Origin of the sequence: Ensifer adhaerens (genome assembly GCF_002940685.1) — a bacterium.
Taxonomy (GTDB): domain Bacteria; phylum Pseudomonadota; class Alphaproteobacteria; order Rhizobiales; family Rhizobiaceae; genus Ensifer; species Ensifer adhaerens_E.
In genome coordinates this window covers 162625-174898 of record NZ_PNFP01000001.1, presented here as the reverse complement: position 1 = coordinate 174898, position 12274 = coordinate 162625, and the positions used below count along the sequence as shown (strand labels likewise).

The 12274-nt window shown below is 64.3% G+C and carries 14 protein-coding genes; 7 read left to right on the top strand and 7 right to left on the bottom strand.

Features of this window, described 5'->3' with window-relative positions; translation table 11 throughout:
- Positions 1-24: 24 nt before the first annotated feature.
- Positions 25-1851 carry a translation elongation factor 4 gene (lepA, locus tag C1A35_RS00900; protein WP_407065194.1) on the top strand — a complete coding sequence of 609 codons (1827 nt, stop codon included), beginning with the start codon at positions 25-27 and terminating at the stop codon, positions 1849-1851.
- Between the two features lie 98 nt (positions 1852-1949).
- Here lepA and C1A35_RS00895 read toward each other — a convergent pair whose 3' ends face one another.
- Genes C1A35_RS00895 through C1A35_RS00880 form a run of 4 tightly spaced genes read right to left on the bottom strand, consistent with a single transcriptional unit; the run spans position 1950 to position 4273 of the window.
- The gene (locus tag C1A35_RS00895) at positions 1950-2453 is read right to left on the bottom strand and encodes a GNAT family N-acetyltransferase (RefSeq protein WP_104662494.1); all 504 of its coding nucleotides are present in this window, start codon (positions 2451-2453) and stop codon (positions 1950-1952) included.
- A 25-nt stretch (positions 2454-2478) separates the two neighbouring features.
- Positions 2479-3042 (bottom strand): sugar O-acetyltransferase, encoded by a 564-nt coding sequence (locus C1A35_RS00890; RefSeq protein ID WP_104662493.1) that lies wholly within the window; start codon positions 3040-3042, stop codon positions 2479-2481.
- On the bottom strand, positions 3039-3521 hold the full coding sequence (locus C1A35_RS00885; RefSeq protein ID WP_104662492.1) for a GFA family protein: 483 nt from the start codon (positions 3519-3521) through the stop codon (positions 3039-3041). Before C1A35_RS00885 ends, C1A35_RS00890 begins: the two co-directional genes overlap by 4 nt.
- A complete protein-coding gene (locus tag C1A35_RS00880; protein ID WP_104662897.1) occupies positions 3518-4273 on the bottom strand; it encodes a type 1 glutamine amidotransferase in 756 nt (251 codons plus the stop codon). Before C1A35_RS00880 ends, C1A35_RS00885 begins: the two co-directional genes overlap by 4 nt.
- A gap of 358 nt (positions 4274-4631) precedes the next feature.
- Between C1A35_RS00880 and rnk the strand changes: the two genes are divergently transcribed.
- On the top strand, positions 4632-5036 hold the full coding sequence (gene rnk, locus C1A35_RS00875; RefSeq protein WP_104662491.1) for a nucleoside diphosphate kinase regulator: 405 nt from the start codon (positions 4632-4634) through the stop codon (positions 5034-5036).
- Positions 5037-5130: 94 nt separating this feature from the next.
- On the opposite strand, the gene C1A35_RS00870 is transcribed toward rnk, so the two are convergent.
- A complete protein-coding gene (locus tag C1A35_RS00870; RefSeq protein WP_104662490.1) occupies positions 5131-5586 on the bottom strand; it encodes a DoxX family protein in 456 nt (151 codons plus the stop codon).
- A gap of 215 nt (positions 5587-5801) precedes the next feature.
- Here C1A35_RS00870 and C1A35_RS00865 point away from each other — a divergent pair, with 215 nt between their 5' ends.
- The gene (locus C1A35_RS00865) at positions 5802-6083 is read left to right on the top strand and encodes a SelT/SelW/SelH family protein (RefSeq protein WP_104662489.1); all 282 of its coding nucleotides are present in this window, start codon (positions 5802-5804) and stop codon (positions 6081-6083) included.
- Positions 6084-6151: 68 nt separating this feature from the next.
- On the top strand, positions 6152-6511 hold the full coding sequence (locus C1A35_RS00860; protein WP_104662488.1) for a YqaA family protein: 360 nt from the start codon (positions 6152-6154) through the stop codon (positions 6509-6511).
- 101 nt (positions 6512-6612) lie between these two features.
- Here C1A35_RS00860 and C1A35_RS00855 read toward each other — a convergent pair whose 3' ends face one another.
- Positions 6613-7239 (bottom strand): ribonuclease D, encoded by a 627-nt coding sequence (locus C1A35_RS00855; RefSeq protein WP_104662487.1) that lies wholly within the window; start codon positions 7237-7239, stop codon positions 6613-6615.
- Positions 7240-7347: 108 nt separating this feature from the next.
- Here C1A35_RS00855 and C1A35_RS00850 point away from each other — a divergent pair, with 108 nt between their 5' ends.
- From C1A35_RS00850 to C1A35_RS00840, 3 genes are all read left to right on the top strand, one after another.
- On the top strand, positions 7348-7659 hold the full coding sequence (locus tag C1A35_RS00850) for a hypothetical protein (RefSeq protein WP_104662486.1): 312 nt from the start codon (positions 7348-7350) through the stop codon (positions 7657-7659).
- Positions 7660-7727: 68 nt separating this feature from the next.
- Entirely contained in the window at positions 7728-8768 is a 1041-nt protein-coding gene (locus C1A35_RS00845; RefSeq protein WP_104662485.1) for a hydroxyacid dehydrogenase, read from the top strand.
- A 151-nt stretch (positions 8769-8919) separates the two neighbouring features.
- On the top strand, positions 8920-10926 hold the full coding sequence (locus C1A35_RS00840; protein ID WP_104662484.1) for an adenylate/guanylate cyclase domain-containing protein: 2007 nt from the start codon (positions 8920-8922) through the stop codon (positions 10924-10926).
- Positions 10927-10929: 3 nt separating this feature from the next.
- Here the strand turns inward: C1A35_RS00840 and C1A35_RS00835 are convergent, their stop codons facing one another.
- Positions 10930-11883 carry an adenylate/guanylate cyclase domain-containing protein gene (locus C1A35_RS00835; RefSeq protein ID WP_104662483.1) on the bottom strand — a complete coding sequence of 318 codons (954 nt, stop codon included), beginning with the start codon at positions 11881-11883 and terminating at the stop codon, positions 10930-10932.
- Between the last annotated feature and the right edge of the window lie 391 nt (positions 11884-12274).

Here is a 12274-nt window from a genome sequence, read left to right as displayed (position 1 = left end):
TGAAGGCACTGCTATATGCGGCCCATGAGCACAACATCTTCGAAGACGCCCCTTTCGCATATCCGCAACTTCTCGATCGTGGCCCACATCGACCACGGCAAGTCGACGCTTGCCGACCGGCTGATCCAGTCCACCGGCGGCCTCGCCGAACGCGAGATGTCCGAGCAGGTGCTCGACAGCATGGATATCGAGCGCGAGCGCGGCATCACCATCAAGGCCCAGACGGTGCGCCTGCACTACAAGGCCAATGATGGCGAAACCTATGTGCTGAACCTCATCGACACGCCCGGCCACGTCGACTTCGCCTACGAAGTCTCGCGCTCGCTGTCGGCCTGCGAAGGCTCGCTGCTCGTCGTCGACGCGTCGCAGGGCGTGGAAGCCCAGACGCTCGCCAACGTCTACCAGGCGATCGACAACAACCACGAACTCGTCACCGTGCTCAACAAGATCGACCTGCCGGCGGCCGAACCGGACCGCATCAAGGAGCAGATCGAGGAAGTGATCGGCATCGACGCGTCCGACGCCGTCTTGATTTCGGCAAAGACCGGCCTCGGCATTCCCGACGTGCTCGAAGCGATCGTCACCAAACTGCCGGCGCCGAAGAGCGACGGCGGCGATACGGCCCCCTTGAAGGCGTTGCTGGTCGACAGCTGGTACGACACCTATCTCGGCGTCATGGTTCTCGTGCGCATCATCGACGGCACGCTGAAAAAGGGCATGACCATCCGCATGATGGGCACCGACGCCAAGTACACGATCGAACGCGTCGGCGTGCTGACGCCGAAGATGGTGGCCATGGACGCACTCGGCCCGGGCGAGATCGGCTTCATCACCGCCTCGATCAAGGAAGTGGCCGACACCCGCGTCGGCGACACCATCACCGAGGACAAGCGCCCGACCGACAAGGCGTTGCCGGGCTTCAAGCCGGCGCAGCCGGTCGTCTTCTGCGGCCTGTTCCCGGTCGATGCAGCCGACTTCGAGGACCTGCGCTCGGCGATGGGCAAGCTGCGCCTCAACGACGCGTCGTTCTCCTTCGAAATGGAATCCTCGGCGGCCCTCGGCTTCGGCTTCCGCTGCGGCTTCCTCGGCCTGCTGCACCTTGAAATCATCCAGGAACGCCTGGAGCGCGAATTCGACCTCGACCTGATCGCGACGGCTCCTTCGGTCGTCTACAAGCTGTTCATGACCGACGGCTCGGAGCGCGAACTGCACAACCCGGCCGACATGCCCGACGTCGTCAAGATCGCAGAAATCCACGAGCCGTGGATCCGCGCGACGATCCTGACGCCTGACGACTATCTCGGCGGCATCCTGAAACTCTGCCAGGACCGCCGCGGCATCCAGATCGAGCTGACCTACGTCGGCACCCGCGCGATGCTGACCTACGACCTGCCGCTCAACGAAGTCGTCTTCGATTTCTACGACCGCCTGAAGTCGATCTCCAAGGGCTACGCCTCGTTCGACTACCAGATCACCGAGCACAAGGAAGGCAACCTTGTGAAGATGTCGATCCTCGTCAATGGTGAGCCGGTCGACGCCCTTTCGATGATGGTGCACCGGATGGCGGCCGAGAAGCGCGGCCGCGAAATGTGCGAGAAGCTCAAGGAGCTGATCCCGAAGCACATGTTCAAGATCCCGATCCAGGCGGCCATCGGCGGCAACGTCATTGCCCGCGAGACTATCTCGGCGCTGCGCAAGGACGTGACCGCCAAGTGCTACGGCGGCGACGCCACCCGCAAGCGTAAGCTCTTGGAAAAGCAGAAGGCCGGCAAGAAGCGCATGCGCCAGTTCGGCAAGGTGGAAATCCCGCAGGAAGCCTTCATCGCCGCGCTCAAGATGGGCGACGAGTAAGCGGCGGCGCCGCATGATTCCTTGTTTGAAAGGGCGGCCTTCGGTCGCCCTTTTTGTTTGGACGCCCAGACTTAGGTGAGGCTAAAGCGGACGCGCCCTCAGAGCAGATACCGCTTCCAGATCCGGTCCACCGGCCGGCCATCGGCCAACGGCACCGCCTTGTCGACCCTGTAGTCGACGAAACCCATCTTGCCGTAATAGCTGAGGCCGCCCACGTTGTCGGCGCGGATGGTGGCGTTGAGGGCCGTAAGGCCGATCGAGCGGGCGTGATCGCAGGTGGCCTTGAAGAGCGCCGTGCCCGCACCCGGAACCTTGTTGCCCGGGCGCGAGAACGTGCCGATATCGGCCCAGTCCTTAGGGATTCCGTCCCAGCGATCCAGAGCCTGGAAGGCACAGGGTTCACGCGTCTCGTCCTCGGCGACGAAGCAACTGACGAAGCCGGGACCCGAAAGATAGTGCTCGACGAAGCGCTCCGGCGTGAACGGCGTCTGGTGGGCGGTGGTGCCGCCGATTGCGATGATCTCGTTTAAGAAGGCGCTGAGTGCTGGCGCGTCGTCCGGCCGCGCCGGGCGCACATGGATCGTACTCGTCTCGTTCTTCATCGAAAATCGTCCCCCTGAAATCGCCTCAAATGGTCTGTCTGCGGAGCGGGCGCGCCGGGTTGCCGACGACGGTCGCTCCAGGCGGCACATCCTTCGTCACCACCGAACCCGCGCCGACGATCGCGCCGTCGCCGATCGAGACACCGCCGAGAATGATGGCGCCACCGCCGATCCAGACGTGGCTGCCGATCACCACGGGACGGGCGACCTCGAGCCCCTGGCTGCGAAGCACGGCGTCCTTGTGGTGTTCGGCGCAATAGATCTGCACGTTCGGCCCGAGCATCGTCCTCTCGCCGATCGTGACGCGGCCGCTGTCGAGGATGGTGCAGCCGGCATTGAGATAGACGCGGGCGCCAAGGCTCGTGTTGATGCCGTAGGAACAATGGAACGGCGCCTCGATGACGACGTCATCGCCCACGGCGCCGAAGAGCGCGCGCAGGGCGGGCGCCATGTTTCCGCGCTCGCCCGGCGGCATGGTGTTGTGCTGGTGGACCGCTTCCCGCGCCGTCAGGCGAAGGGCGTCAAGCTCGTCGTCGAGGCACGAGTACCATTCGCCAGCCGCCATCTTGTCGCGTTCGCTGCCGCTCACGTCGCTTTCGCCTTTGATTCCGCCGCCTCGCGCCGCGCTAGGCTTGCGGGCGGCCACAGGGTCTTCATGTCGTAATAGACCTCGAAGACCGGTGCCCCGCCTTCGATCGACAGCCAGCCCACTTTGGACCGGGTGAAGATATGGGCATCCGGCGGGAAATCGGATGGGCGATCGAGGCTCGCGATCCTGAGGAAGGAAAGCCATCCGCGCCGGCCATAATCGCTCCAGAGCGCCGTCTGGCACTCGGCGCAGCGGAAAACGTCATGCGGGCGGCCGCTGTCGGTCGGCAGCATCACAACGATGGGCTCGCCTTCGGTAATCTCGATGTTGTCGCGCTCGATGACGCCGTTGACGACGAAGGCGCTGCCGACCTGCCGTTGGCAATCGCTGCAATGGCAGCAGTTGACGAACATCGGCTTCGCCTTCAGCCGATAGCGGATCCGGCCGCAGAAGCAGCCGCCGACTAATGCTTCGCTCATCCTTCGATCTCCTCCAGCGCCAGTTCCTCCGTCGCCGCGCCACCCTGCTGGCGAACGATCGTCGTGACCCAGGCGCGCGCCAGCGCAAGGCCCGCAGCATCCGCCTGCCGGCCATGGCGCGCGGCGTGCTCGCGATAGCGCGCAAGCCAGGTCGGATCGAGCCGCTTGATCGTATCAGGGAAAGCGCGGTTCCAGTCCTCGACCAGGTGCGTGTCCGCCTCGAAGTGGAACTGGGTACCATAGGCGGCGCGACCGACGCGGAAGGCCTGGTGCCGGGTGACGGCGTTTTCGGCGAGATGGACCGCGCCCTCGGGCAGCGTGAAGGTGTCGCCGTGCCACTGGAAGATCGGGAAGCTCTCGTCGACGCTGGAAAGGACCGGGTCTTCAGCGCCTTCTCCACGCACCTGCACCTCGCACCAGCCGAACTCCTTGGCTTCGCCCAGCAGGTTCTTGCCCCCATAGGCGCGCGCGAGCAGCTGGCTGCCGAGGCAGATGCCGAGCACGGAGCGATCGCTGTCGCCGAAGCGGCGCATCAGCGCGGCAAGATCCGGCAGATAGGGATAGGCCGCGTCGTCGAGCGCGCTCTGCTCGCCGCCAAGCACGACCAGCGCATCGTAACCCTCGGGCGTCTCGGGAATGGCGTCGCCAAGATAGGCGCGGCGGTACTCGATCTCGGCCTTAGCCTCGCGAAGCGCCGTGCCGACCTGGCCGAGCTCGGTCTTCGCCATGTTTTCAACCACCAGCACCCGCATCATCGCAATCCCTTCGCATCTCCAGTCGAGATTGATCACGAGCGCCGCCACTGTTCAAGAGGTCACGTGGACGATGCGATGATGCAGGACGGGTTCATGCGGGCCTTGACTTCGCGCGCGAACTTTCCGACCCTTGGGGCATGATGATGCCGGCGATTTCTTCTCACTGCTGCTTCCGGGTGTGCCCGATCGCAGGAACCTGACCCCGGCCCGGACGCTTGCGCTCTCCGGGTGAGGGGAGCCTTTCGCGTTCGCAGAAGAAATTTCAGAACGCGGTTAAACGAGCGCCGAATCTCCAGAAATCCTTTTCGATTGCGCCCTTTGTCGTGCGCTCCGATTGAACGTGTCAGGTCCCATCATGGCGGCATCCCGCAAGAACCTTCCCCCGATCATCATCAATGCCGAAGATCACAAGCGGCTGACGGCACTCGCCACGTCCGCACTCGAGCGCGTGCCTGATGTGGCCGAGGCGCTGCTCTCCGAGCTCGACCGCGCCCTGATCGGCGCGCCGGATGCGCTGCCCGCCGACAGCGTACAGATGGGCTCCACCGTGGCTTTCGAGGCGGACAACGGTTTTGCCAAGCAGGTGACGCTCGTCTATCCCGGCGAGGCCGATATCGAGGCTGGCCGTATCTCGGTGCTGACGCCTGTCGGCGCGGCGCTGATCGGGCTCTCCGTCGGGCAGTCCATCGACTGGCAGGACCGGTCGGGCAAGGTGCACCGGATGACCATCCGCAGCGTGACGGCGAAGGAAAGCGCCTGAGAGGCTGCCGACGGCGATAGCCACGCCAGCCGACAGACGAAAACGGGGAGGCCGGTTGTCACCGCCTCCCCGTTTTTTTGCCGGATTCGATCAATCAGAACTGCTTGCCGAGCTTGGCGTCGACCGACTGGCTGTTGGCGCCGCGGATGGCGAAGAAGAACAGGATTGCCGCCCAGAGGATCGACTTTTCGGCGCCGAAGAGACCTTCGCCCTGCACGATGCCGTGGAAATAGACCGTGACGAGCAGAACGATCATGCCGGCGAAGGCGGCTGGGCGCGTCAGCAGACCCATCGCGATCAAAATGCCGCCGAAGAATTCGGTGGCGGCCAAAAGCGGCGACCAGAAGACGCCGGGATAAAAGCCGAGACCTTCAACCATGCCGACCGCGCCGAAGGGATCGGTGATCTTGCCGAAACCGTGCACGGCGAGCAGGACGCCAGCGAGGACGCGCAGCAGCGTCTCGGCGGAGGTGTCGAGCGGCAGATAGATCTTTTCCAGCGCCGGGAGAATGGCGCGCGGGCGGGAAGTGGAAGCTGTAACGTCGGTCATCGGTGGCCTCTCCGGCGGTTGGGGTGCGACAATTTGTGCAATGCCGCAATGTCTCGCCGCGACGACCGCTCAAGGCAAGCTACCCGCCGATAAAAACATGACTAAATTTGTTGACAATTATGTGAGTGCAGCGTGAGTAAGCACTCCGGCATGGAGTTGTTTCCAGTCCACACCGCCGCTATGGTCGCCGCCCGAGACACATGCGAGACCGCCCGATGGACCAGAAGCCGCGCATCACCATCCTCTATTGCACCCAGTGCAACTGGCTGCTGCGCGCCGGCTGGATGGCGCAGGAACTGCTGCAGACCTTCGGCCAGTCGCTCGGCGAAGTGGCGCTCATTCCCGGCACCGGCGGCAATTTCGAGATCCGTGTGAATGACGCGCTCGTCTGGGAGCGCAAGCGCGACGGCGGCTTCCCGGGACCGAAGGAACTGAAGCAGCGCATCCGCGACATCATCGAGCCGGAGCGCGATCTCGGCCATACGGACAGGAGCTGATCCTGGATTTCGGAATTCTCGCCGGGGTCTTTTCCGCGGCCTTCCTGTCGGCAACCCTGCTTTTCGGCATGTCGGAAGCCGCAGTCGTGGCCGCCGCCCTGCACGGCGAAGCAAGCCGCCCTGCCCTGTTCATAGCGGCGACATCAGGCAATGTGCTCGGCGCCGTCGTCAATTTCGCGCTCGGGCGCTTTCTGATCCGCTTCGAGGGGCGGCGCTGGTTTCCGGTCTCCCCCGCCAATCGGCAAAAAGCTGAGGCTCTCTTTGCCCGCTATGGCCAGCCGGTGCTGCTTCTTTCCTGGCTTCCGGTCATCGGCGATCCGCTGACGCTGGTCGCCGGATTGCTGCGCATGAAGCTGCCGCTATTCCTGCTGTTCGTCACGATCGGCAAGGCGGCGCGCTATGCGGTCGTCCTTTACCTGACGCCCTGATGCCGGCATCCTTTGATCGGCTGCGATCAAAGGACAAAGCCATGCGGCAATTCGAAGTTCCACGGCGCGTCTGATCAGCGACGCTCTCGTCACGCTCTTAATCAGCTGTGAGCGAAGATGTCCGTCTCGTCCCAGCCGAGAAGGTCAAGCTTGGAGCGCGTCGGCAGGAAGGCGAAGCAGGCTTCGGCATGCTCGATGCGGCCATCACGGATGAGCCGCGCCGTCAGCTTGTCGCGCAGCGCATGCAGGTGCAGCACGTCGGAGGCGGCATATTCGAGCTGGGCCTGCGACAGGGTCTCTGCTGCCCAGTCGGATGACTGCTGCTGCTTGGAAATGTCGACGTCGAGCATTTCCTTGAGATTGTCCTTGAGGCCGTGGCGGTCGGTGTAGGTGCGGGTCAGCCGCGAGGCGATCTTGGTGCAGAAGACCGGCGTCGTCGTTACCCCGAAGGTGTGGAACAACACGGCGATATCGAAGCGGCCGAAATGGAAGATCTTCTGACGGGCCGGATCGGCGAGCATGGCCACGAGGTTCGGCGCCTCCTTCTGGCCGGCGGCGATGCGGATCACGTCGGCCGTTCCATCGCCCGGAGACAATTGCACGACGCAAAGGCGGTCGCGGCGCGGAATGAGGCCCAGCGTTTCCGTGTCGATCGCGATTGCGCCTCGATAGCGGTCTGCGTCGATCGCAGAGATGTCGCCTTCGTGGAACCGTATTGCATTCGCCATCGAAAATCCCCAGATCAAACGCAGTGGTGTGGCCTATAGCGCAAGTTTGGCGTTGGCGATACCGTTGTCATACTACGCCCGCCGGCTGCCGTTTCGAAAGTCCTGACAATGACGTCGCTTCCCTCCGCCCTGACCCTTTCCACATTGGCGCTGGCCGTGACACTCTCGGCGATGCCGGCTGCTGCGCAGACCTATCGGGACCTGCCTGGCGTGCGCCAGATGGATCCGCTGAACGGTGGCGGCGACCAGACCGTCTGCGAGCAGACCTTCGTCGACCGCAACTACCCGTTCGAATCGAGCGCCCGCGGCGGCCCGATCTACGATACGATCTACAACTGCCGCCGTGGCGACGGGCCCGTGTTCCAAGGCAGCGATCTGCCGCCATCGCTCTATCGGCAAAAACGTGGCCTTGGTTACTAGGCAAGGCGCAGATTTCTTCCTAGCCTGAGCCCAGGGAAGCGGAGGCCACGCTCCGCCGGGGAGAAACCATGTCCGACACCAAGGCCGGCAACCGGCCACTCGCCATCAGCGCGCCGGCTCCACGCACGCTGGATCTGATCTTCACGCCCGACGCGCTGAACGAGCTGCACCGGCGGTACCACATCGTCGAAGCCGATCCGGACGATATCGCCGGCCTTGGTGACGACGTGCTCGCCGACACCAGCTACATCATCGGCCAGCCCCCGCTCGACCATGCCACGCTGCAGCGCATGGGCAGGCTGAAGGCGATCCTCAACGTCGAAAGCAACCTGATCAACAACATGCCCTACGAGGTGCTGTTCGAGCGCGGCATCCATGTGGTGACGACCGGCCAGGTCTTTGCCGAACCGGTGGCGGAACTCGGCCTCGCCATGGCGCTCAACATCGCGCGCGGGGTCGTCGATGCCGACCTTGCCTTCCGCGAGGGCCGCGAACTCTGGGGCGGCGACGGCAACCGCTCGGCACGCCTTCTTTCCGGTTCCGAGATCGGCATCATCGGCTTCGGCGATCTCGGCAAGGCGCTGAACCGCGTGCTCGCCGGTTTCCGGGCGAAGATCCGCGTCTTCGATCCCTGGATGCCGGCCTCGGTCCTGAGGGATAACGGTGTCGAACCGGCATCGCTCGACACGGTGCTCGGCGAAAGCGACTTCGTCTTCGTCGTCGCTTCCGTTACCAGCGAGAACGAAGGTTTCCTTGGCGAGAAGGCGTTTGCCCGCATGCGTCCGGGTGCCGCCTTCATTCTCTTGAGCCGTGCCGGTGTCGTCGATTTCGAGGCGCTGATGACGGCCGTCGCGCGCGGCCATATCGTGGCGGCGAGCGATGTCTTTCCGCAAGAGCCCCTGCCGCTCGACCACCCCGTTCGCCGCCTGCCGGGTTTCCTGCGCTCGGCGCACCGCGCCGGCGCACTCGACAGCGCGTTCAAGAAGATGGGCGACATGGTGCTCGAAGACATGGACCTGATGGACCGCGGGCTGCCGCCGATGCGCTGCAAGCGTGCCGAGCGCGAAACCGTCGCGCGCATGCGCTCCAAGCCGGTAACGGTGAACTGAAACATCGCGCCATGGCCGGTGTCGAACCGGCATCGCTTCGATTAACGTGTTTTATGGGAATCGCATATAGGGTTTCAACGCAAGCGGCGACCTTGACCACCGACACACGCAAAGGTCGCTGCCGTTGAACCACAGCAAGATAGAGATCCCGATGGCAGACACGGCGCCTGGCGCTCGACAAGGCAAACCACGCGACGGCTGGAACAGTTCGCTGCGATCGCTGTTCAGCCTCGTCATGGTCGCGATGCTGATCGTCGTTTCCGCCACGCTTGTCGGGCTCGATTACCATCGTTCGCGCAACGCCGCGATCGACGACGCCGAGGCCAACATGCGCGGCTTCATGAGCCGGCTGGTCGATCGGCTGGGGGTGCTTTCGGGTGACACCTCCGCGCTCGTCAGCCTCGTCTCTTCGGTCGCCAACTCGTTCCTCGTGCCGCCGCCCGAACGCATGGCCGACAAGGTGGCGGTGCTGCGCGAAGGCATCAGCCGGTCGCCGCATCTCGACGGGGTCTATGTCGGCTATCCCAACGGTGCCTTCTTCCACATGGTGGACCTCAAGCAGGTCGCATGGCGCATGGCGCTCGATGCGCCGCGGGGTGCCGCCATTGCAGTGCGGTCGATCGAAGTAGATGGAAGCGGCAAGCCGCTGCAGCGCGTGCTCTTCCTCGACAAGGACGGCATGCAATTCTCCGACCGCATCGTGCCGCCGTCGGGCTTCGACCCGCGCACCCGGCCCTGGTATCGCGCCGCCGTCAACGGCAAGGCCGCAGTCTCGACCGGCCCCTACGAAAGTGCCACGACCGAAACGCTCGGCATGACGATCTCGCAGGCCCATCGCGGCAATCCGCAGATCGTCATCGGCGCGGATGTCGTGCTCGACACGATTACCGACTTCCTCGCCCGCGAACGGCTGACGGCCGGTTCGGTGTCCTTCATCCTCGACGCCGTCGGTCGGCCGATCATCCATTCCGACCGGGTGATGATGCGGCGCATCATGGCGGCGAAGGACAAGGACAGTCCGATCGTGCAGGCCGACAGCGATCCCCTGATCCAGAGCATCCGCCTCAACCCGCCAGCACCCGGCAAGGCGGACTTCGTTCAGGTCGCAGACCGCACCTATCTCGTCATGGTCACGCCGCTCGAATCCGCGCTGCTTCTGTCCGGCAACCGTGCCGTGGTGGCCGCACCGCTCGACGAACTGATGGCGGAGGCCAACCAGACGCTCGTTCAGGGCCTGGCGATTTCCGGTGCGGTCGTGGCGCTGGCCGTGCTTGCCTCGCTCATCCTCGCCCATCTGATCACCAAGGGGCTCAACCAGCTGACCGCCAGCGCCAACCGGCTGCAGGATCTCGACTTCACCACGCCGATCGACGTTTCCTCGCATGTCAGCGAGATTTCGACGCTCGGCGGCGCCATGAACCGGGCGCGCGACGCAATCTTCACCTTCGCGCTCTACGTGCCGAAGGAACTGGTGCGCAAGGGCATCGAATCCGGACATTTCAGCGGCCGCTCCGCCTGGCGCCAGGAGGTGACCGCGCTCTTCACCGACATCTACGATTTCACCACGCTCAGCGAACGGCATTCGCCCGAAGAGGTGGTGGCGATGCTGTCGGAGTATTTCGACATCTTCAGCGAGACGGTCGGCGAGCACGACGGCACGATCATCCAGTTCCTCGGCGATTCGGTGTTTGCCATGTGGAACGCCCCGGCAGCGGACGACAGGCACGCCGAGAATGCCTGTCGGTGCGCGCTCGCGGTCCAGCAGCGGCTCAGCATCTTCAACGCAGCACAGCGCAAGAAAGGACTGCCGGAGTTCCGCACACGCTTCGGCATCCACACCGGCACCGCCGTCGTCGGCAATGTCGGCGCCAAGGAGCGGCTGCAATATACCGCCATGGGCGACACGGTGAACGTCGCCTCCCGCCTGGAGGGCATGAACAAGAACTACGGCACGACGATCATGGCGAGCGGCGCGGTCGTTGCCCATACGGGTGGGACGATCCACTTCCGGCCGCTCGGCACGGCGCAGGCCAAGGGCCGCGCCTCGGCACTGGAGATTTACGAAGTGCTGGGCGCCGAACCGCAAGAACCGGCAGCCATCGATGATGGTCCGGAAACACGCGACGGCCCCCAGGACGGCTCGGAGAGCCGCGGATAGAGATCAGGAGCCGAGGCTGCGGCGCTGCCGCGTCACCCAGCGGATGCCGCCGACGACGGCAAAGGCAAGCAGCGGCCAGATGGCCCAGAATACGCCGCGCCAGGTCAACAGATTGATGGTGAGAAGCACCAAGCCGGACAGCACCAGCATGCCGATGCCACGGTCCACCCAGGGGTTGGTCCTGAGCCAGGCGAGGCCGGCAAGGATCGCCAGGCCGAGCAGCGGCCAGACGGCCCAGAAGGTTCCGTTCCAGGCGAGCAGGTTGAGGGCGACCAGCCCTGCCGCGACGATGCTGAGGACGGGGAGCGACCCGCTCCTGATCGCCGCAATCACCCCGATCTGCTTTGGTTCGGGGCGCGGCTGAGCCGCATTCGAAGCGGCGCCTTCGGTACGCCGGCCGAAGGTCTCGCTCGCAATCGCCGGACGGATATCGACCGCACCGATGCGTACGGCATAACTCGGTACCCCGCCATCGATGTTCTTGACCTCGAGCGGCCCGAGAAAATCGAAACCGACGGCGACCTTGTTGCGCACCTGGTCGTAGACGGTGTTGGAGATGACGATGCCGCCCGCCGGTGCGGACGCCTGCAGGCGCGCGGCGACATTGACGCCGTCGCCATAGAGATCGTCACCCTCGGCGATCACGTCGCCGAGATTGATGCCGATGCGAAACAGCATCTGCTCGTCGGGCAGGCATTTGGCGTTGCAGCCGGCGAGCTCGTTCTGCACGTCGATCGCCGTGCGCAGGGCCTCGACGACGCTCGGAAACTCGGCGATCAGGCCGTCGCCCCAGGTGTTGACGACACGGCCCTCATGCGCCTCGATGAGTCTTCCCATGGCATCGCGATGGCGCTTCAACGTGGCGAGCGTGCCCTCCTCGTCGGCGCGCATCAGTCGCGTATAGTCCTGGACATCTGCGGAAAAGATCGTCGTCAGCTTGCGACGTGTCTCAGACATCGCTCCGTCCTCCTCAAAGCCACCGCGGCACTCGCACCGGCGCCGGCCGAGCCCTGCTCGTGAGGCCGCTCGCGTTCCTCACCTGGCGGCGATTGTCGCCTTGCAGGCTCCCACTTTATCGCACGCACAGCAATATCGATACGGACGCTCGAAGGTTCAAGCTATGCGTGCACCAAAAATGCGATTGTGTCGTGCGGATTCATGGCTTGCCTGACGATCAGGCTGCCGATCCCGGGCAGGGATCGTCCGTCAAGGCTCCAAACCAAGGCTCAAACAGAGCCGGGTACCGGCAAATGCACGCCAGAAAGCTTCAACCTCAGGACGGTACCTGTCGCACCGGGATAGTGCAATCGAGTAGGTGACAACGCGCGCCCGGGGGCCTCGAAGAACG